This is a genomic window from Streptomyces roseoviridis, assembly GCF_039535235.1.
Taxonomy (GTDB): Bacteria; Actinomycetota; Actinomycetes; order Streptomycetales; family Streptomycetaceae; genus Streptomyces; species Streptomyces roseoviridis.
This window is the reverse complement of sequence record NZ_BAAAWU010000001.1, coordinates 3,171,744-3,190,150: the sequence shown is the minus strand read 5'-3', so window position 1 is coordinate 3,190,150 and position 18,407 is coordinate 3,171,744. Positions and strand designations below refer to the sequence as shown.

20 protein-coding genes are annotated in these 18,407 nt (G+C 72.6%); 7 read left to right on the top strand and 13 right to left on the bottom strand.

What is annotated here, in order from left to right; genetic code table 11:
• Positions 1–9 precede the first annotated feature (9 nt).
• The 3 genes from ABD954_RS14360 to ABD954_RS14350 all read right to left on the bottom strand — a co-directional run bounded on the left by ABD954_RS14360 (position 10) and on the right by ABD954_RS14350 (position 4,869).
• Positions 10–2,244: an acetate--CoA ligase family protein gene (locus tag ABD954_RS14360; RefSeq protein WP_345486417.1), complete on the bottom strand. Its 2,235-nt coding sequence runs from the start codon at positions 2,242–2,244 to the stop codon at positions 10–12.
• Positions 2,245–2,457: 213 nt separating this feature from the next.
• Positions 2,458–3,345 (bottom strand): class A beta-lactamase, encoded by an 888-nt coding sequence (gene bla / locus ABD954_RS14355; RefSeq protein WP_345486416.1) that lies wholly within the window; start codon positions 3,343–3,345, stop codon positions 2,458–2,460.
• A gap of 363 nt (positions 3,346–3,708) precedes the next feature.
• A complete protein-coding gene (locus ABD954_RS14350) occupies positions 3,709–4,869 on the bottom strand; it encodes a flavin-containing monooxygenase (protein WP_345486415.1) in 1,161 nt (386 codons plus the stop codon).
• A 163-nt stretch (positions 4,870–5,032) separates the two neighbouring features.
• On the opposite strand from ABD954_RS14350, the gene ABD954_RS14345 reads away from it, so the two are divergent.
• Positions 5,033–5,482 (top strand): DoxX family protein, encoded by a 450-nt coding sequence (locus ABD954_RS14345; protein ID WP_345486414.1) that lies wholly within the window; start codon positions 5,033–5,035, stop codon positions 5,480–5,482.
• Positions 5,482–5,928, top strand: a complete 447-nt coding sequence (locus ABD954_RS14340; protein ID WP_345486413.1) for a Zn-ribbon domain-containing OB-fold protein — start codon at positions 5,482–5,484, stop codon at positions 5,926–5,928. The genes ABD954_RS14345 and ABD954_RS14340 overlap by 1 nt, the downstream gene beginning before the upstream one ends.
• 36 nt (positions 5,929–5,964) lie before the next feature.
• On the opposite strand, the gene ABD954_RS14335 is transcribed toward ABD954_RS14340, so the two are convergent.
• A complete protein-coding gene (locus tag ABD954_RS14335) occupies positions 5,965–6,834 on the bottom strand; it encodes an AraC family transcriptional regulator (protein ID WP_345486412.1) in 870 nt (289 codons plus the stop codon).
• A 266-nt stretch (positions 6,835–7,100) separates the two neighbouring features.
• Between ABD954_RS14335 and ABD954_RS14330 the strand changes: the two genes are divergently transcribed.
• Positions 7,101–7,868, top strand: a complete 768-nt coding sequence (locus ABD954_RS14330) for a MerR family transcriptional regulator (protein ID WP_345486411.1) — start codon at positions 7,101–7,103, stop codon at positions 7,866–7,868.
• A 277-nt stretch (positions 7,869–8,145) separates the two neighbouring features.
• On the opposite strand, the gene ABD954_RS14325 is transcribed toward ABD954_RS14330, so the two are convergent.
• Entirely contained in the window at positions 8,146–8,772 is a 627-nt protein-coding gene (locus ABD954_RS14325; protein ID WP_345486410.1) for an HAD-IA family hydrolase, read from the bottom strand.
• 18 nt (positions 8,773–8,790) lie between these two features.
• Here ABD954_RS14325 and ABD954_RS14320 point away from each other — a divergent pair, with 18 nt between their 5' ends.
• Positions 8,791–9,234: an SSI family serine proteinase inhibitor gene (locus tag ABD954_RS14320; RefSeq protein ID WP_345486409.1), complete on the top strand. Its 444-nt coding sequence runs from the start codon at positions 8,791–8,793 to the stop codon at positions 9,232–9,234.
• Positions 9,235–9,250: 16 nt separating this feature from the next.
• Here ABD954_RS14320 and ABD954_RS14315 read toward each other — a convergent pair whose 3' ends face one another.
• The gene (locus tag ABD954_RS14315; protein ID WP_345486408.1) at positions 9,251–9,493 is read right to left on the bottom strand and encodes a DUF397 domain-containing protein; all 243 of its coding nucleotides are present in this window, start codon (positions 9,491–9,493) and stop codon (positions 9,251–9,253) included.
• The gene (locus tag ABD954_RS14310; RefSeq protein WP_345486407.1) at positions 9,490–10,353 is read right to left on the bottom strand and encodes a helix-turn-helix domain-containing protein; all 864 of its coding nucleotides are present in this window, start codon (positions 10,351–10,353) and stop codon (positions 9,490–9,492) included. Before ABD954_RS14310 ends, ABD954_RS14315 begins: the two co-directional genes overlap by 4 nt.
• A 91-nt stretch (positions 10,354–10,444) precedes the next feature.
• Here ABD954_RS14310 and ABD954_RS14305 point away from each other — a divergent pair, with 91 nt between their 5' ends.
• Both ABD954_RS14305 and ABD954_RS14300 read left to right on the top strand, forming a co-directional pair.
• Complete coding sequence (locus ABD954_RS14305) at positions 10,445–10,867, top strand: ATP-binding protein (protein ID WP_345486405.1); 423 nt, start codon at positions 10,445–10,447, stop codon at positions 10,865–10,867.
• A 353-nt stretch (positions 10,868–11,220) separates the two neighbouring features.
• Positions 11,221–12,099, top strand: a complete 879-nt coding sequence (locus tag ABD954_RS14300; protein WP_345486404.1) for an isocitrate lyase/PEP mutase family protein — start codon at positions 11,221–11,223, stop codon at positions 12,097–12,099.
• A 204-nt stretch (positions 12,100–12,303) separates the two neighbouring features.
• Here ABD954_RS14300 and ABD954_RS14295 read toward each other — a convergent pair whose 3' ends face one another.
• The 5 genes from ABD954_RS14295 to ABD954_RS14275 all read right to left on the bottom strand — a co-directional run bounded on the left by ABD954_RS14295 (position 12,304) and on the right by ABD954_RS14275 (position 16,186).
• The gene (locus ABD954_RS14295) at positions 12,304–12,810 is read right to left on the bottom strand and encodes a mycothiol transferase (protein WP_345486403.1); all 507 of its coding nucleotides are present in this window, start codon (positions 12,808–12,810) and stop codon (positions 12,304–12,306) included.
• A gap of 50 nt (positions 12,811–12,860) precedes the next feature.
• Positions 12,861–14,969 carry a serine/threonine-protein kinase gene (locus ABD954_RS14290; RefSeq protein ID WP_345486402.1) on the bottom strand — a complete coding sequence of 703 codons (2,109 nt, stop codon included), beginning with the start codon at positions 14,967–14,969 and terminating at the stop codon, positions 12,861–12,863.
• A 132-nt stretch (positions 14,970–15,101) separates the two neighbouring features.
• The gene (locus ABD954_RS14285; protein ID WP_345486401.1) at positions 15,102–15,326 is read right to left on the bottom strand and encodes a hypothetical protein; all 225 of its coding nucleotides are present in this window, start codon (positions 15,324–15,326) and stop codon (positions 15,102–15,104) included.
• Between the two features lie 106 nt (positions 15,327–15,432).
• Complete coding sequence (locus tag ABD954_RS14280) at positions 15,433–15,843, bottom strand: DnaJ family domain-containing protein (RefSeq protein ID WP_345486400.1); 411 nt, start codon at positions 15,841–15,843, stop codon at positions 15,433–15,435.
• Positions 15,844–15,982: 139 nt separating this feature from the next.
• Positions 15,983–16,186 carry a cold-shock protein gene (locus ABD954_RS14275; RefSeq protein ID WP_345486399.1) on the bottom strand — a complete coding sequence of 68 codons (204 nt, stop codon included), beginning with the start codon at positions 16,184–16,186 and terminating at the stop codon, positions 15,983–15,985.
• 259 nt (positions 16,187–16,445) lie between these two features.
• Between ABD954_RS14275 and ABD954_RS14270 the strand changes: the two genes are divergently transcribed.
• On the top strand, positions 16,446–17,318 hold the full coding sequence (locus tag ABD954_RS14270; protein ID WP_345486398.1) for a menaquinone biosynthetic enzyme MqnA/MqnD family protein: 873 nt from the start codon (positions 16,446–16,448) through the stop codon (positions 17,316–17,318).
• Positions 17,319–17,336: 18 nt separating this feature from the next.
• On the opposite strand, the gene ABD954_RS14265 is transcribed toward ABD954_RS14270, so the two are convergent.
• A complete protein-coding gene (locus ABD954_RS14265; protein WP_345486397.1) occupies positions 17,337–18,395 on the bottom strand; it encodes an alpha/beta hydrolase in 1,059 nt (352 codons plus the stop codon).
• Positions 18,396–18,407: the final 12 nt, after the last annotated feature.

The window sequence follows — 18,407 nt, the reverse complement described above, 5'->3', positions numbered from 1 at the left end:
ACTCCTCGTCTACCGGCACACCGCGAGCGCGTCCAGGGCCACCGCCCCCTGCCCCCGCGGCAGCACCATCAGCGGATTGATGTCCAGCTCGGAGAGGTCCCCGTCGAGTTCCAGGGCCATGCGCTGCACCCGCAGCACGACCTCCACCAGCGCGTCCACGTCCGCCGCCGGAGCTCCCCGCACCCCGTCGAGCAGCGCCCGCCCGCGCAGTTCGCCCAGCATGTCCCGGGCCTGTCGCTCCCCGAACGGCGGCACCCGCACGGCCGTGTCGTCCAGGACCTCCACCAGGACCCCGCCGAGCCCCACCGTCACCGTCGGCCCGAACAGGGAGTCGTGCGTCACGCCCACCACCATCTCGACCCCCCGCCCCACCATCTGGCACACCAGGACGCCGTCCAGGTCGACGTCCTCGTAGCGGGCGATGTCCGTCAACTCCCGGTAGGCGTCCCGGATCTGGCTCGCGGACGTCAGTCCGACCTTCACGAGCCCCAGCTCCGTCTTGTGCGCGAGCCGGGCGCCCGACGCCTTCATCACGACGGGGTAGCCCACCAGGCCCGCCGCCCGTACGGCCGCGGCGGCGCTGGTCACCAGCTGCTCGCGGGGCACCCGTATCCCGTACGCCCGCAGCAGCTGCTTCGCCGCGTGCTCGCTCAGCCGCAGGCCGGGCCGGAGCAGGGCCCGGGCCTTGCGGAGGGACGGGGACGGGGTGCGCGGGGCCTCGTCGAAGGGGGAGCGGTAGCCGGTGGTGAAGCGGTGGTGGTCGAGCCACGCCTTCACCGCGCCGATGCAGTTGCCGAAGGTCCGGAAGGTGGCGACCCGCGAGGAACCGAGCAGGGTCGTGCGGTACGCGTCCTCGGTGCCGACCGGCGAGCCCCACACCACGCAGACCAGCTTGTCCGTCCGCTCGGCCGCGTCCACCAGGTCCTGCGCCAGTCTGTCGCTCATCGGCGGGAAGGGCCCGGTGATCGGGCAGATCAGCACGCCCACCTCCGGGTCGGCGAGGATCGCGTCGATGATCTTCCGGCCGCGCCAGTCGCCGACCGGGTGCCCGCCGTTGTCGACGGGGTTGGCCACGCTCAGGTACTCCGGGATCCACCGGTGCAGTTCGTCCTGCTTGGCGGCCGACAGCGTGGGCAGCTTCAGGCCCGCCGCGGTCGCCAGGTCGGAGAAGTGGGCGCCGGTGCCGCCGGATATGGAGTAGACGACGACGCCTTCGGCGAGCGGCCTGCGGGCGCGGGCGAGGAGGGCGGCGGTGTCCTGGAGCTGGTCGAGCCCGTCGACCCGGATGACCCCGAACTGCCGCATGGCCGCGTCGACGACCCGGTCGGCGCCGGTGAGCTTGCCGGTGTGCGAGGCGGCCATCCGCGCCCCGGCCTCGGTGCGGCCCACCTTCACGGCGACGACCGGCACCCGGCGGCGGGCGGCCTGGTCGGCGGCGAGCAGGAAGGAACGGCCGTCCTTGAGGCCCTCCACGTAACAGGCGATGGCGCCGACCTCGGGCCGGTGCGCGAAGTACGAGAGGAAGTCGGCGGTCTCCAGGTCGGCCTCGTTGCCGGTGGGCGCCCAGTGGGAGAGCCGGACGCCGAGCTCCTGCATCGTGAACACGGGCCGGCCCTGGTGTCCGGACTGGGTGATCAGCGCGACCGCCGGTCCCTCCAGGTCGTCCCGGAAGCGCTCGAAGGCGTTGAGGTTGGTGTTGGGGCCGAGCAGGCGCATCCCGGACCGTCCGACGGCCGCGGCGAGCCGTTCCTGGGCCCGCGCCCCGGCCTCGCCGGTCTCGGCGAAGCCGGAGGCGAAGGCGACCGCGAACCTCACCCCGGCCTCGGCGAGCCGCTCGATGACGGGCAGCGGGTCGGCGACCAGGAGCACGGCGAGGTCGACGGGCTCGCCGAGGGTGCCGAGACCGTCGACGGAGGGCAGGCAGTCGATCCCGAAGACGCTCGTCCGGGTCGGGTGCACGGGCACCACGCGTGCGCCGACCCGCCCGGCCCAGTCGAGCAACTGCCTCGTGATGCCGGTGTTGGGCCGCCCCTCGGCGTCCGAGGCGCCGACCACGGCCACGACCCGCGGCCGGAAGAACCGGTCGAGGTCGGGCACGGGCGCGTGCAGCGGCCGGCCGCTGACGTCGGTGTCGCCCTCGGCGGCGGCGACACCGTGCACGGCGGTCCGGTCCGGCTGTTCGCCGCAGGCGTCCACGCGGGCCCGGAGGTCGGTCGTGAAGGTCCCGTGAGTCGATCCCAGCATCGTTCCGCACCGCCCATCCCGAAGACCGGAGCCGCCCCGGCCCCAACTGACGAGTAGTCAGATTACTCAACTGACGGTCAGTCAGGAATAGGGCGTACGGGGCGGCCGGGCCGGTCCGAGGGTGCGCCGCGCGGACCGGAGGGGTGGAGGGCAGGGGGACGGGAGGGACGGGGCGCCTGGGGGCGCGGGGGGCCGGGGGATCGACGGGACGGGTTACCGGGTCACGGCGTCCGCCAGCACCTCGGCCGCTCGCGCCACCAGCTCGTTGTCCGCCGCCGCGTCCTCGGCGGGCTTGGTGGTCATGACGGCCAGGACGACCGGCGGCCGTCCCGGGGGCCAGGCGATGCCCGCGTCGTTGTTGCCGCCGTAGCGGCCGCCGCCGGTCTTGTCGGCCAGCGTCCAGTCGGCCGGCAGCCCCTTGCGGAACCGCTCGTCGCTGGTGGTGTTGGCCAGCATCCAGCCGGTCAGCCGCCGCCGGTCGTCGGGCGCGAGGGCCCCGCCCAGGACCAGCCGGGCGTACGAGCGGGCGATCGCGCGCGGGGTCGTGGTGTCCGTCTCGCGCCACGGCTCGGCCGAGTTCAGCTCCGGCTCCCAGCGGTCGAGCCGGGTCACCTCGTCGCCGATGGAGCGGGCGAAGCGGGTGATGGCCGTCGGGCCGCCCAGCTCGCGCAGCAGCAGGTTGGCGGCCGTGTTGTCGCTGTGGGTGATCGCGTACTCGCACAGCTGGGCCACCGTCATGCCGGTGGCCACGTGGTCCTTCGTGATCGGCGACCAGCCCGAGCGTGTCACGTACTCCTGCGTGTAGTGGATGCGCCGTGCGAGGAACTCGCCGTCGCGGTCCAGGTCCCGCAGGACCGCCGCCGAACACAGGGTCTTGAACAGCGAGCACATGGGGAAGCGTTCGTCGGCGCGGTACGTCACCAGACGCCCGCTGCCGGTGTCGTACGCGTACGCGCCGAGGCGGGCGCCGTGCTCCTGCTCCAGGGCGCGCAACCGCTGCCGGGGGCGGCCCGGTGCGGCGTGCGCCGGGGTCAGGGGCAGGGCGGCGGCGAAGGCCGCACCGGCGCCGGTGGCGAGGATCGTCCGACGGGTGGGACGCACGGTTCGGTGCCTTTCGTTGACACGGGTGGGACGTGAGAGGTGACGTCCCCAGCCGCCCGAGCGGTTGCGCAGCGGCACCTTACGCCCCCCCGCCGCCGCGGGTGCGCGACCGCCGCGCGGCCCCGCCGGAACGGCGGGAGCGGCGGCCGCCGGGGGCCGCCCGTGGCGCGCCGGGGGCCGCCCCGCCCCGCCATGTGACGCGTGGGGCCGGGCTGCTGTGTGTTCGCTGTTCTGGGCTCGCCGTGTCCGCGTGGGCTGGGCTGCCGCGTGCCCGCCGCCCCGCCCCGCCGTGTCGGCGTGGGCCGGGCCGCGCGTGTCCGACGCCCCGCCGCGTCGTCCGCCTGCCCGGCGCCACCGTCCCCGCTAGCGGCGTCCCTTCGCGATCCGGCGCGCGATCTTCTCCGCGTCCCTCGCCAGTTCCCGCAGCATCCCGCTGATCGGGTTGGTGAATCCGATGAAGTACAGCCCGGGTGCCGTGCGCGGGCAGCGGGATCCGCGGGTCAGCGGGCGGCCGGCCGCGTCCAGGACGCCCAGGTGGCCCACGAGCGGTTCGAGGGCGCGGTCGTAGCCGGTGGCGGCGATGACCGCGTCCGGGGTGATCCGGCTGCCGTCCGCGAGGACGACCTCGCGGCCGTCCAACGCCTCGACGGCCGCGACGACCTCGACCTTCCCGGACCGGACGGCGGCGACCAGGCCGACGTCCTGCACCGGCACCGCCCCCGCCCGCGTGCGGGTCGCCAGGCCCGTGTCCGGGCGGGGCAGTCCGTGGGCGCTCAGGTCGGGCGACGCGAACCTGGCGAGCCCCCGGCCCAGCAGGTCGACCAGCCCCACCGGCAGCCGCCGGACCAGGATGCCGCTGCGCTGGGCGGGCCAGCCCAGCGTCGTGCGGCGCACGATGTGCGGAACGGTCCGCACCGCGAGCCGCACCCGGGCGGCACCGCCCTCCGCCAGGTCGGCGGCGATCTCCGCCCCCGTGTTGCCGACGCCCACGACCAGGACGTCCTTGCCCTCGTACGGCACCGGGTTGCGGTACTCCCGCGCGTGCCTGAGCTCGCCCTCGTACGTGCCTCGGCCGGGCCACGCCGGCAGTCGCGGGGTGTGGTTGTAGCCGGTGGCGACGACCACGGCGCTGCCGACCATGCGCCGTCCCCCGGTCGCGTGCAGCACCCAGTCCGTGCCGTCCCGCTCGACGCGGAAGACCTCGACGCCGGTGACGATCTCCAGCTCGTGCTCCTCCGCGTACGCCTCCAGGTAGCGGACCACGTCCGCCCGTGCGACCCAACGCCCGTAGGAGCGCGGAATCTTCAGGCCCGGGAGCGCGGACAGGCGCCGGGTGGTGTGCAGGCGCAGCCGGTCGTAGTGCCCGCGCCAGGAGGCGCCGACGGCGTCGGACTTCTCCAGGACGACGGCGCGGACGCCACGGGCGCGCAGGGTGGCGGCGACCGCGAGTCCGCCGGGGCCGCCGCCGATGACGTACACCGGGTGGACGGCCTGTGAGGGTGGTGCTTGGGGGGTGGTGACCATGAATTCTGAGCGTAATGACGTGTACACGCTGTGGGTCTCGGTCAAGACGGGTTTCGGTTGCGAATCGGTCACGCGACCCCGTCACCCGCCTCCCTCTTGTGCCCGGACTGCTCCTGCGCTGAACTGACGTACCGTCAGGTCCGTGTCTCCGGGAGGCTCGCGCATGCAGACCGTCTGGCTCACCGGCGTCGAATGGCTCGCCGTCCTCCGCATCGGCCTCGGCCTGTGGTGGCTGGAGAGCTGGCGCCACAAGGACAGAAAGGGATGGTTCGAGCGCGGCACCGGCATCTCCTGGGCCGCCGAGGTCGCCGCCGACCACCGGTGGCCGCTCGTGAGGAAGGGCTTCGAGACCGTCGTCGCGCCCCGCCCCCGACTCATGGCGTACATGGTCGTCCACGCCGAACTCGCCCTCGGCCTGGGCCTGGTGACCGGCCTCCTCACCCCCGTCGCCCTGATCGGCGGCCTGCTCCTCAACCTCCTCTATCTCACCCTGATGATCCACGACTGGGCCGAGCAGGGGCAGAACGCCATGATGGGGCTGATCTCCCTCGTCGCCCTCTTCGCCGTCTCCTGGCAGACCTGGTCCCTCGACCACGCGATCGGACTCTTCTGATGACGGCCACCCCCACCCCCGCGAACCTCCCGGACATCGACGCCTTCACCCGGCCCTACTGGGACGCCGCAGCCGAGGGCCGCCTCCTCCTGCGCCACTGCGCCGCCTGCGACCGCGCCCACCACTACCCGCGCGAGTTCTGCCCCCACTGCTGGAGCGACGCCGTCACCTGGCGCCGGGCGAGCGGCCGCGCGGTGCTCTACACCTGGTCCGTCGTCCACCGCAACGACCTCCCGCCCTTCGGCGACCGCGTCCCCTACGTGGCGGCCGTCGTGGACCTGGCCGAGGGCCCGCGCATGATGACCGAGATCGTCGACTGCCCGGAGCGGGACCTGCGCATCGGCATGGACGTGGAGGTCGCCTTCCGCCGCGAACGGCTTCCGGAAGGCGATCTCGGCGAGGGCGTCCTCCACGTCCCTGTCTTCAGGCCCCGGCGAGCGGACTGACCGCTGGGCCGGCTGACCGCTGGGCCGGCCCAGCGGTCAGCCCGTGACCCGTTCCACCGGCACCCACAGCTGGGAGCCCGTCTCCGCACCGATCTCCACCGGCTGGGTCTTCAGGAGCTCCGGGCCCGGCCGGCTCGCGTACGGGTTCGAGGGGAACCACTGCGTGAAGACGTCCCGCCACAACTCCTGGAGGGCGCTCGGGTAGGGCCCGCGGTTGTCGAAGACCGCCCAGGTCCCGGCCGGCACGTCGAGGACGTCGAGGTCCTCGGCCGTCGTCCCCGGGCCGGTGGCCACCCCGATCCAGTAGTCGACCTCCGCCCCCTCCTCGCGGCTGTCGGACAGGTGCTCCACCGCCGACAGGACCCCTTCCGGGTCCCGGTCGGACAGCGCCTTCATCCGTACGATCGCCTGCTCGCCCAGGTTCGCCACGTGCGCCGCGGCGGCCGCGTTCACCCCCTCGTGGACGAGCGGGATCCGGGCCTTCCTGCCGACGATCCGGAAGGCGTCCTTCTCGACGATCCGATACCGCATGGTGCTGCTCCCTTCGACGACGACACGGAAGGACATCCGCGGCTGTGACGTGAGCACCGCTCCCGTGCGCCGGACCTCGCCCGGCCCCACCCCGTGCACGGAGCGGAACGCCCGGGCGAACGCCTCGCCCGACCCGTAGCCGTACCGCACCGCGATGTCGAGCAGCGTGCGCTCCCCGGCCAGCACCTCGGCACCGGCCAGCGTCATGCGCCGACGCCGTACGTAGACGGAGAGCGGCATTCCGGCGAGCGCCGAGAACAGCCGCCGGAAGTGGTACTCCGACGTCATCGCGATCCGGGCGGCCTCGGCGACGTCCACCTCGCGGTCGAGATGGTGCTCCACGTGGTCCAGGGCCCGGTTCAGCTCCTCCAGCACGCCCGCGTCCTTCCTTCTGGTGCCTTCACCGTAGGAAGGACCACCCTCCCAGGACCCGACAAGCCGTGCCCGGAACGGTCGGGTGGGGGAGGGGGCGGGTCGGGGCCGGGAGAGGGTGCCGGAGCGTCGGCGGGGCGCTGGTGGCGGAGCATCGGCGGGTGTGGTGGCGGAGTGCGGCGACGGGCTTGCGGTTGACGCTGCGGAAACTCCTACGGTCTTCGTACGGGGTCGGACCGACCGGCCCCGGCGACGGGAGGACACCACCGATGACGGCCTGGTCGATCGCGGACGTGGCCCGGATGTCCGGGGTCACCACCCGGACCCTGCGGCACTACGACGAGATCGGTCTGCTGCCGCCCGCCTGGACCGCGAGCAACGGACACCGCTACTACGAGGAGTCCCAGCTGCTGCGCCTCCAGCAGATCCTGCTCATGCGGGAGATGGACGTGGGGCTGCGCGAGATCCGGGCCGTCCTGGACAGCCGGGCCGACCGGGTGGCGGTGCTCCGCGAGCACCATGCCCGGCTGCTGGCGGAGCGGGAACGGATCGCCACCCTGGCCAGGACGGTGGCCCGCACCATCGCCGAACTTGAGGAGAGCGAGGACGAGGACACCATGACGAAGATCAACCGACCGGAGAACCTCTTCGAGGGCTTCCAGGCCGACCCGGAGATGGAAGCCGAGGTCAGGGAACGATGGCCGGAGGCGTACGAGGAGTCCCGGAAGGCGGTCGAGGAGCTGACCGCGGAGGCCGGCGAGGAGTGGCAGCGCGAGGTCACCGCGCAGATGATCCGCTTCGCCGAGTTCATGGCCGCCGGCACCCCGGCCGACGACCCGGCGGTGCAGGCCGAGGTGGACGCCCACTACCGGGGCGTGTGCCGCTTCTGGACCCCGACCGCGGAGGCGTACCGGGGCCTGGGCGCCACGTACGCGGAGGACCCGAGGTTCCGCGCGAACTTCGACCGGATCGCCGAAGGGCTCGCCGAGTACCAGCGCGCGGCGATGGACGTGTACGCGGACGCCCGACTGGGCTGAGCTGAGCCGGAGGGGAAGTTGGTGGGGTAGGGCGGGGGGTGGTGGTGGGGGTGTGTAAAGGACCCCGGAGCCGGCCGGTCAAGGGTGGAGCGAAGCGGAATCGCGCAGCGACGCGACGAAGGAGCGCCCTTGAGGGGCCGGCGGAGGGGGCCACACTCGGAGAGAGGGCGGCCGACCCAGAAGCCCACCAGCAACGGACACCCCGAGCACCCAAGACCCGCACCCAACACCACCCCCCTCAGCCCACTCCTATCCCACCGCCCCCGTACGGCGTCGGTCAGCGCGTCCGGACGCTCGCCAGGATCTCGGGGGCGGCCTCCGCGAGCGTCGCGAAATGCCGGTGGGAGCCCTCTGCCGCCGTGGGCGTGTTGACGGTCCAGACCGTCATCCCGGCCGCCCGCCCGGACCGTACGCCGGACGGCGCGTCTTCGATCACGAGACAGTCGGCCGGGTCCGCGCCCAGCTTCTCGGCGGCGGTCAGGTACGGCACGGGGGAGGGCTTGCCCTCGCGGACGCAGGCCGCGTCCACGATGAGCTCGGGCAGCGGCAGCCCGGTCCGTTCGAACCGGCCGCGCACCCGGTGCTCGTAGTTCGACGTCACCAGCGCCCACCGGTCGGCGGGCAGGGCGTTCAAGAGCTCGGCCGCGCCGTCGAAGGCGCTGTACGTACCCGTCCGTACGTCCTCGTCCTCCAGCGCGTGCAGGAGGGCGAGGCACTCGTCGGGATCGGCGTCGGGCGCGACGGCCGCGAACGTCTCCACCGGCCGCGTCCGCAGCGCGACGGCGTACACCTCGTCCCCGTCCAGCCCGTGGCGGGCGGCCCAGGCGTGCCAGACGCGCCGCTGGTTCTCGACTGCGTCCATCAGGGTGCCGTCGACGTCGAAGAGGATGAAGGTGCTGGTCATAGGGGGGAGATCCTAGGCATGAAGCGAACGCTTGCCCACGCCTTTGCCGCCGCCACCTGCGCCGCCGCCCTGGGCCTCGGCCTCTCCGGCACGGCCACCGCCGGCCCCGTACCCGTCCCCGTCACCGGACCGGAAGCCCCCGCCGCCGAGTGGGCTCCGAAGCCCCCCACCCGCCTGCACCTGACGGTCACCGACTCGGCCGGTGTCGAGAAGGACGTCTTCCTCGGCTGTCGCCCGAACGGTGGCAACCACCCGAAGGCGGACCTGGCCTGTGACGCCCTCCACGACTCCGCCGGCGACTTCGACAAGCTGAAGGGCGAGCTGAGGTCCTGCACCCAGCAGTACGACCCGGTCACGGCGAAGGCCGAGGGCACGTTCAACGACACCCCCGTCTCCTGGACGAAGACCTTCGGCAACGCGTGCGAGATGGAAGCGGCGACGGCCCCCGTTTTCGTGTTCTGACCGTTCCTTCCGGCGGTCAGACGCGCGCGTACGACACGAACGACGACCACACGGCGGGCGCCACGGCGAGCTGGGGCCCGTCGGGGTTCTTGGAGTCGCGCACGTGGACGGTGGTGGGGTGCGCGGCGACCTCGACGCAGTTGCCGCCTTCACCATCGCTGTAGCTCGACTTGCGCCACTCGTAGGCGACTTCGATGCACTCGCCGCCCTCGCCGCCGCTGTAGGTGCTCTTGAACCAGGCCAGATCCGCGGTGCTCATAGCTCTCCCAGCATCTTCTCGATCAAGTCCAGGGACTCGTGGGACGTGAGTGCCTGTGCGCGGATAATCCCATAGCGCTCGGTGTAGGTGCGCACCTCTTCTGGGTCGGTGATCAGCCGGGCGTGACTGTAGCTCTCGATGTACGCGACCTCTCGGCGTCCCTTAGGCGTGAGAAGCGTGAATGCCCCTTCCAAGCCGGGGTGTTCTGTGCAGTCGAAGGGCAAGACCTGGAGGTGCACGGTCCGCCGTTGGGCGACCTCGATGAGGCGTCGCATCTGCTCGCGGAAGGCTTCAACACCGCACAACGGTCGGCGTAGCACGGCCTCCTCGATGACGAAGCTAAGCGTCGGCGCAGGCCACTTGTCCAAGATCACCTGCCGTGAAATGCGATCCGAGATCCGCTTCTCGAGCGTCTCCTCGTCGTACAGCGGACGGCGGTGCCGGAAGACCGCCTCCGCGTAGGTCCGGGTCTGCAGAATGCCCGGCACGGCCTGCACCGCGTAGTAGTGCAGCGCGACCGCCTCCGCTTCCTCCTTCGCGAAGCTCCGGAACCAATCCGGATGCCGCACCCTCGCCCGCGCCAGTGCCTCCCGCACGTCGTCCACCGACGCGGTCAGCACCCCGCCGGCGCCCAGCACCGGGTCCGCCCGGATCAGGAAGTCCGGCTGCGGGGTGCGGACGCCGCGCTCTACCGAGGAGACCAGGTCCTCGCTACAGTGCGTGGCGTCCGCCAGTTCCGCCTGGCTCAGGCCCGCGTTCTTGCGCAGGACCTTGATGATCTTCCCGAGCGCCCTGAACAGGTGCGCCGTACCGTCGACTTCGGACGGCCGTTCCGGCCGCTCCTCCTCGTTTCCCGACATCCGTACCGCCCTCTTGGCGTGCTCGTACCGCTACTCAGCGTCGTGGTGTCGCCCCTGGTCAGAGTACGGGCGGCGCTCCAGTCTCGGGGGCATGAAGACGGAAATGACCACCCCAACCAGTGAGTCCGGCGACCAGTTCAAGGGCGTGTTCGCGCAACGGCTCTCTTCCACGCGCCGGGGCGCTCGGCTCGCGCGCCTGCTCGCCGTGCAGCAGATGAGGGACTGGGGGCTGACGGACACGGACGCCGCCGAGCTGGTGGTGGCGGAGCTGGCCGGCAACGCCGTCACGCACGGTCGCGTGCCCGGCCGGGACTTCGAGGTGCGGCTGCTGCTCGCCGAGGACCACGTCCGGGTCGAGGTCTCCGACACCCGCGCCGAGCGCGAGCCGGAGCCGAACCCGTATCCGGACGAGCACGGCTACGGCCTCCTGCTCGTCGCCGCGCTCGCCACTGCCTGGGGCGTGAAGGGCCGGTCCGTGGGCAAGACGGTCTGGGCGGCGGTGGCGGCTTCGTGACCCGAGGGGTACGGCCGGCGAACGGGACGATCCGGCGGAGCCGATCGGGTCGTTCGAGGAGGTCCACGGCCCCGCCGACCCTGTAGCCGTGGCCGAGAAGGCGGCCGTCCTGGCACGCGGCGGGTGCCGGAAGAGGGCGGGGAGGGGCCGCGTGAGCGGTGGTCCGGCGGACCCGAAGCGGTGCGCGCACCGGCTCGCCGGATGCGACGCGATGTCCCGTGACGTTTCTGCAGGTGAAAGCGGTCCGCCTGGCGGGTGAGGGCGGGCCCGTAACGCGGCCGTCGTCGCTGTCCGCCCCCAACCATCGTCCTCGGCAGCGCGTCGTGCGCTGCGGAATGATGAGGAGTCAGGCAGTGAGCACCACCCCCACCCCCTACGGCACCGCCCTGCGCGCCCGGATCGCCGCACCCGGCACGACGCCCCTCGTCGGGGTGTACGACATGTACTCGGCGTCGGTCGCCGCCGGTCACTACGACGGGATGTTCGTGTCCGGGTTCGGTTTCGCGGCCTCGTACTACGGGCTGCCGGACATCGGCTTCATCGCGTGGCCGGACATGCTGGCGTTCGTGCAGCGGCTGCGCGGGGCGTTCCCCCGGCACGATCTGCTCGTCGACATCGACGACGGGTACGTCGACACCGAGGTGGCCTGCCACGTCGTGGACAGCCTTGAGCGCGCCGGTGCCTCCGGGGTGATCCTGGAGGACCAGAGGCGGCCCCGGCGGTGTGGACACGCGGACGGGAAGCAGGTGCTGCCGCTGGACGAGTACCTGGCCAAGCTGGAGACGGTGCTGCGGACGCGGCGGGACCTGGTGGTGGTGGCCCGTACGGACGCGACCGAGGAGGACGAGATCCTGCGGCGGGCGGAGTGCCTGGCGGCCACCGACGCCGACGCCGTGCTCGTGGACGGCGTGCGGAGCGTGGAGTGGATCCGGCGGATCCGGAAGGTCGTGGGCGGCAAGCCGCTGCTCTTCAACCAGATCGCGGGCGGCAAGTCGCCCCGCCTGTCCTTGTCCGAGCTGACGGACCTGGGTGTCGACGTGGCGATCTACAGCACGCCGTGCCTCTTCGCCGCGCACGAGGCGATGGACGCGGCGCTGGCCGAGCTGCGGCGGACGGACGGCCGGCTGCCGGCCGTCGATCCCGGGAGCGGGGTCGGCGTCGCGGCCTCGACCCGGCTCCTGGAGCGGAACCTCGCCCGGCAGCGCACGGCACCGGAGCACGCGGAGGCGTGAACGAGACCGCCCAAAGGCCGCCCAAGACGCGAGGCGACCCGCCGCGGGGGCCCACCAGTCCCGTCCGCAGGCGTGGGCCGTCCCGCGCGGAGACGTGAACCGTCCTGCTCCCAGGCGGGAACCGCCCCCCGCGCGGACCCCAACAGCGCCGTCCGGAGGCGTGGGCCGCCCTGTCCGGAGGCCCCCCCGGACAGGGCGCACCCCTCAGCGGCGCTCCACGACCCCGCGTACGTACGCCGCCTGCCCCGCGTGCTGGTTGTCCTCGGCGATCACGCTGATCAGCCGGACGCCCAGGGTGACGTGCGGGGTCCAGCGGGTGTCGACGACCCGGTCCAGGTCGTCGTCGCCGAGGGAGCCGACGTGGTCGAGGGTGCGGGCGTGGACGGCGTCGTAGTAGCCGAGGAGCAGGTCGGCGGGTGCGCGGACGGCGCCGACCTCCTCGCTGCCGTGGCCGAAGCCGGTGGCGTCGTCGGGGAAGGGCAGGCCGAAACGGCCGGACCAGCCGTCGGCCGTCCACACCTGTTCGGTACCGAACGCGTCGGCGACGTGGTCGTCCTGGATCCGGGTGAGGTGCCAGACGAGCCACGCGATCGAGTTGGCCTCGGGGTCGATCCGTACGGCCAGGTCGTCCTCCGTCAGGCCCTCGACGGCCTCGTGCACGGCCTCCTGGACCCGGCCGAAGGCGTCAAGGAGAAGCTCGGCGCTCTTCATGGGGCCCACCGTACGACGCGCGCGGGCGGCCCGCCCGTTCCCTGCCTCCATCAGGCCCGGTGGTAGTGGTAGCCCTCGCCGTGGGAGGGGCCCACATCGCGGAGGATGCCGCTCGGCACGGCGAGCTTGAAGGCGGACGTGTCGCCGTTGGTGCAGTAGGGGTACCCGCCGGACTTGGCCTGGTCGACGGTGGTGGTGCCCAGGTTGATGCGCTTGCCGCCGTCGGTGATCGAGACCAGCTTGGCCACGTACTCGCAGTGCGCCCCGTTGATGTTGGTGATCATGCGGGTGGCGATCTGGCCGGGGGCCACCCGGTAGATGTAGACCGTCTCGGGCTGGCTGATGTTGTAGTCGGCGGTGTACTTCCAGGTGCCGACGAAGGCCGACGGGACCCGGTTGTCGCTGGTCGCGGGCGGTTTCGGGGCCGTGGTGGCGGGCGGCCGGGCGGCGGTGCCGCCGGACGAGGAGCCGCCGGACGAGGAGCCGGACACCGACCCGCCGGACACCGACCCGCCCGGGGAGCCGCCCGACACCGACCCGCCGGACGCGGAGCCCCCGCCCGAGGCCGTACCGCCGCCGCTGGCGGGCAGGCCGCCCCCGGAGCCGCCCGAGGCGCCGCCGACGGCGCCGCCCGGGCTGCCGGGCGGCGGCGCGGCCGTCGTCGGGGTCTGGCCGGGGGCCGTGGTGGGCGTGCCGGGCGGGGGAGCGGACGAGGGGCCGGTGCCGGTGGTGGGCGGCGCGGCGGTCCCGGAGGCGCCGGGGGAGCCCTGGACGCCGCGCTCGTGGGCGCCGTCGTCGATGAGCTTGACGACGGTGCCGCTGACGCCGAGGACGACGAAGACGGCGGCCACGACCGCCCAGACGCGGGAGGCGCGGCGCGGCTCACGCCGGGCGCCGGCCGTGACGGGTGTGGCGCGCGGGGCCCGGCCCGCGGGCCCGCCCTCTTCGGGGCCCTTGGACAGCGGCCCGACGGTTCCGGTGCCGTCACCGGTGCCGTCACCGGTGCCGGACGGGTCGGCGGCACCGGAAGCGGCTCCGGACGGGTCGCCGGCCCCGGAACCGGCTCCGGCAACGGCCCCGGGAGCCGCCTTGGCCCCCTTGCCGGCCCGGGCGGCCCCGTCGGAGCGTTCGTCCTGGTCGGTCCGCTCCGTCACCTTCTCGGCGGCGCCCCGCTCCAGCTCCTCGGACAGCGCTTCCACGTCGAGCAGCCGGGCCGCCTGCCGGGCGAGCCGGGCCACCAGGTCGGGCGGCAGCCAGGCCCCGGCGGCCGCGGCGCGGCCGGTCTCCTCGCCGGGCAGGGCGGGATCGGCGAGCAGGGCCGCGATGGGGGGCCGCTGCTCGGGGTCCTTGACGAGGCAGCGGGCGACGAATCCGCGCAGCTCCTCGGACTCGATCCGGTCGAGGTCGGGCTCGGCCTCGACGATCTGGAACATGATCGCGTGCTGGTTGCTGGCGCCGTGGCCGAAGGGCAGCCGGCCGGTCGCCGCGTACATCAGGACACAGCCGAGCGCGAAGACGTCGGCGGCCGGTCCAAGGGTGTCGCCGCGGACCTGCTCGGGGGCCATGAAGCCGGGCGAGCCGACGACCATGCCGGTGCTGGTGAGCAGGGATTCGACCGAGGGCTCCAGGGCCCGCGCGATGCCGAAGTCGATCACCCGGGGGCCCTCGACGGTGAGCATCACGTTGGACGGCTTGAGGTCCCGGTGCAGGATCCCGGCGCCGTGGATGCCCTGGAGGGCGCGCAGCAGGCCGAGGGCGAGGGCGAGGATGGAGTCGGCGGGCAGCGGGCCCCGTTCCCGTACGACCTGCTCGAGGGACGGCCCGGGCACGAAACCGGTGGCGACCCAGGGCCGGTCCGCCTCGGGGTCGGCGTCCAGGACGGGGGCGGTGTAGTGCTCGCCGACCTTCCGCACGGAGTCGACCTCCCGGCGGAACCGGGCCCGGAACTGCGGGTCCTGCGCGTGCTCCTCGTGCACGACCTTCACGGCCACCGTGCGCCCGCCCTCGGAGCGGGCCAGGAACACCCGCCCCATCCCGCCGGACCCGAGCCGCCCGAGCAGCCGGTACGGGCCGATCGAGCGCGGGTCGCCGGGCTTGAGCGGTTCCATCCCGCTGCCCCCGCCGTCCCTCTTCTTCCCTTTGCCGTCCCCGCCGCTCATGCCGGTGGTTCCCCCTGGTCGTCCCTGGTCCGTGGTCGGTCGAACGCGCACAGCGTAGATGAGTACGCGTCAAGTGGACGCCCCGCGCCGGGATTTGGGTTCCCCCTGCACGTACTCCTCCGCGCCGCCGCCTTACAGGAACCAGCCCTCCACGTCGGCGATCAGGTGCACGTTCCCGGAGTGGATCACGACCTCGTCCGCCGCCGGCGCGGGCGCGGGCGCCGGGTCCTCGGCGGCGGCGGGAAGGGTCGGGGTGCCGGTCAGACCGCTGGTGGCGGCCAGGACGACGGCGGTGGCGAGCGCGGTGCGCGGAAGCGCGGGGCGCGGGACGGCGCGGCGGCGAGCCGTGCGAAGCACGGGGAATCCCCTCCTGAGCGCGGGAGGAGATCCCGCCCGGGGGCGCCCCCGCGTCCCGAGCCCCCCGATCACCCCCCTGGATGCGCGGGATCCTGGCCGAACGCGTTCAAGAGCCGGCGCGGTCTCTCGTCTCGCGCCACTCCGCCACCGCCGCCTCGACGTCGAAGAGTGTCAGGTTCAGCGGCGGGCCGGCCGGCGGGCGGGCCAGGGCCTCGGCGATGCGGGTGTTGATCTCGCCGAGGATCCGGCGGACCTGGGACTCGGAGACGGCCGTGCGGGCCGCCTCCGCCGCGTCCTCGGCGGCCTTGCGCAGGGCCAGGGACGGCGGCAGCACCGAGGCGCCCTCGCGGTGCAGCTTCTGCTTGACCCACCACAGCTCGTCGTAGGGCGCGGCCTCGTCCGGGAGCGGCTTGCCGAAGCCGGACAGAGCGGCGAAATCACCGCGCTCGGCCGCCTCGCGGATCTGCTTGTCGACGAACGACTCGAAACTGACTCCGGGCGGTTTCCGTTCGGTCATACGCCCAGACTACGAATCCGGCGGCAGGAACGGCAGGAACCCGCAGGAACGGCAGGAGCCCCGCTCGTGCGCTGACGTGCACGGAGCGGGGCTCCTTGGGTACTGCTCTCGAAGATCGCGATAAGTCGACCCGGTGGCCTTAGGCCGGGGTGACGTTCTCCGCCTGCGGACCCTTCGGGCCCTGGGTGACGTCGAAGGTCACCTGCTGGTTCTCCTCGAGGGAGCGGAAACCAGACGCGTTGATCGCGGAGTAGTGGACGAAGACATCCGGGCCGCCGCCTTCCTGGGCAATGAAGCCGAAGCCCTTTTCAGCGTTGAACCACTTCACGGTTCCGGTAGCCATGAGCCCTCCTATGGGCCAAAGGGTCGCCCTGCTCCAGAACCTGCAAACAAGTCTGAAAACTACAAAAGCCTGCGGGTCACATGCTCCGCAGGCTCTGTACTGCAAGGGAAACCAAACTGCAACTTGCGTTGAGCGTAGCACGCAGTGTGCGCGAAGCGGTAGAGGTAAAGATCACGTCACTCGGATGTTTGATCCGCCCGAACGCGCTGACACGCGCCCCGGCGATGTCCACCGTTCGAGACGGGACTAGCCTCGCGATGTGGACAATGCATCCGATGACCACCAGCGCAGCCGGCCCCGGGTCGGACACATCCAGTTCCTGAACTGCCTCCCCCTCTACTGGGGCCTGGCCCGGACCGGAACGCTCCTCGATCTCGAGCTCACGAAGGACACCCCGGAGAAGCTCAGCGAGCGGCTCGTCCGGGGCGATCTCGACATCGGTCCCATCACCCTCGTCGAGTACCTCCGGCACGCCGACGAGCTGGTCGCCCTGCCCGACATCGCCGTCGGCTGCGACGGGCCGGTCATGTCGTGCGTGATCGTCTCCCAGCTGCCGCTGGAGGACCTGGACGGCGCGCGGGTGGCGCTCGGATCCACCTCCCGCACCTCCGTGCGCCTGGCGCAGCTGCTGCTCGCCGAGCGGTACGGCGTGACGCCCGACTACTACACGTGTCCGCCCGACCTCGGCCTGATGATGCAGGAGGCGGAGGCGGCCGTGCTCATCGGGGACGCGGCGCTGCGGGCCTCGCTGCACGACGCGCCCCGGCTGGGGCTGCGGGTCCACGACCTGGGGCTGATGTGGAAGGAGTGGACGGGGCTCCCGTTCGTCTTCGCCGTGTGGGCGGCCCGCAAGGACTTCCTGGCCCGCGAGCCGGAGACCGTACGCGACGTGCACCGGGCCTTCCTGGCCTCGCGCGACCTGTCCCTGGAGGAGGTCGCCAAGGTCGCCGAGCAGGCGGCGCGCTGGGAGACCTTCGACGCGGAGCTGCTGGAGCGGTACTTCCGTACGCTCGACTTCCGCTTCGGGCCCGAGCAGCTCGCCGGCGTGCGCGAGTTCGCCCGCAGGACCGGTCCGACGACCGGTTTCCCCGCGGACGTACGGGTCGAGCTGCTCGAAGCCCGGCGCTCCTGAGCCGGGAGGACCTGAGGCTCAGGAGGAGGGGATCGGCGCCTGGAGGTGCTTGCTGATCCAGGCGATCGAGCCCATGTCCATCCCCCGTACGTAGCTGGTGGCGTTGTGCCCCCCGTTGGGGATGATCTGCAGCCGCGACTTCACCGGGCCCTTGGTGTAGGTCCTGATGAAGGCGTTCAGGCGCGGGGCCATCCAGGTCTCCTTCGTGCCCATCTGGAACGCCAGGTAGACCTGGTTCGCCCGGGTGTCCGGCTTCGTACCGAGTGCCTTGGCGAGCCGCTCCGGGCTGTTCGCCTGCCGCTCCTTCTCGTGCCCCTTCCACAGCGGCGAGTCCGGCACGAGGTCCGGCCCGGAGGCGATGACGGCCTTGAACCTGTCGGGTTTCTGGAGCACCGACTTCAGGCCGACGAAGCCGCCCGACGACGAGCCCATGAAGGCCCAGCCGTCCCGGGACCTGAACGTGCGGAAATTGGCCCGGACGAAATCGGGCACGTCCTCGGTCAGCCAGGTGCCCATTCTCGGCTGCCCGGGGATATCACTGCCGTCGTAGTACGCCTTGTCGTTCGGGTTGAGAACAGGCATCACGACGATGAACGGAAGGCTCTTTCCCTCCTCGGACCACCGGGCGATGCTCGACTGCAGTTTCAGGTCGGTGCCCATCCAGTAATTCGTGGGATAGCCGAGTCCTCCGGGCAGCGCGATGAGGACGGGGAAGCCGCTGTCGGCGTACTTCGGATCGAAATACTGTTTCGGGGCCCACACCCACACCTTGCCCGTGAACCCGGACTTCTCGCCGCGGAGCTCGGTGACGCCGATCTTCGTGCCGTCCTCGACGGTGTTGGCCGTGGTGAACTCCGCCTTGGGGCCGGTGGGCAGGACCGTCTCGGGCACCGGGGTGCCGGGCTTCGCCTTCGTGTCCTTGTGCTGCTGGACGGCCCGCTGGTTCGTGGGGCGGTCGCTCCTCGGCGTGTCGAAGGAGACCGTCTCGCCCTCGTCCGAGCAGCCGGTCGCCACGGCGAGCGTGGTGCCGAGGGCGAGGGCTGCCGCGAGGGCGCGGATCGGGCGTCGACGTGTCATGGAGGGTCTCCG

Coding starts and splice junctions, on each gene's coding strand:
- ABD954_RS14305 (WP_345486405.1), top strand. CDS start 10,445: ATGAAGACGGAAATGACCACCCCAACCAGTGAGTCCGGCGACCAGTTC.
- ABD954_RS14265 (WP_345486397.1), bottom strand. CDS start 18,395: ATGACACGTCGACGCCCGATCCGCGCCCTCGCGGCAGCCCTCGCCCTC.
- ABD954_RS14330 (WP_345486411.1), top strand. CDS start 7,101: ATGACGGCCTGGTCGATCGCGGACGTGGCCCGGATGTCCGGGGTCACC.
- ABD954_RS14295 (WP_345486403.1), bottom strand. CDS start 12,810: ATGAAGAGCGCCGAGCTTCTCCTTGACGCCTTCGGCCGGGTCCAGGAG.
- ABD954_RS14325 (WP_345486410.1), bottom strand. CDS start 8,772: ATGACCAGCACCTTCATCCTCTTCGACGTCGACGGCACCCTGATGGAC.
- ABD954_RS14340 (WP_345486413.1), top strand. CDS start 5,482: ATGACGGCCACCCCCACCCCCGCGAACCTCCCGGACATCGACGCCTTC.
- ABD954_RS14280 (WP_345486400.1), bottom strand. CDS start 15,843: ATGACCGAACGGAAACCGCCCGGAGTCAGTTTCGAGTCGTTCGTCGAC.
- ABD954_RS14315 (WP_345486408.1), bottom strand. CDS start 9,493: ATGAGCACCGCGGATCTGGCCTGGTTCAAGAGCACCTACAGCGGCGGC.
- ABD954_RS14345 (WP_345486414.1), top strand. CDS start 5,033: ATGCAGACCGTCTGGCTCACCGGCGTCGAATGGCTCGCCGTCCTCCGC.
- ABD954_RS14310 (WP_345486407.1), bottom strand. CDS start 10,353: ATGTCGGGAAACGAGGAGGAGCGGCCGGAACGGCCGTCCGAAGTCGAC.
- ABD954_RS14350 (WP_345486415.1), bottom strand. CDS start 4,869: ATGGTCACCACCCCCCAAGCACCACCCTCACAGGCCGTCCACCCGGTG.
- ABD954_RS14275 (WP_345486399.1), bottom strand. CDS start 16,186: ATGGCTACCGGAACCGTGAAGTGGTTCAACGCTGAAAAGGGCTTCGGC.
- ABD954_RS14290 (WP_345486402.1), bottom strand. CDS start 14,969: ATGAGCGGCGGGGACGGCAAAGGGAAGAAGAGGGACGGCGGGGGCAGC.
- ABD954_RS14320 (WP_345486409.1), top strand. CDS start 8,791: ATGAAGCGAACGCTTGCCCACGCCTTTGCCGCCGCCACCTGCGCCGCC.
- ABD954_RS14360 (WP_345486417.1), bottom strand. CDS start 2,244: ATGCTGGGATCGACTCACGGGACCTTCACGACCGACCTCCGGGCCCGC.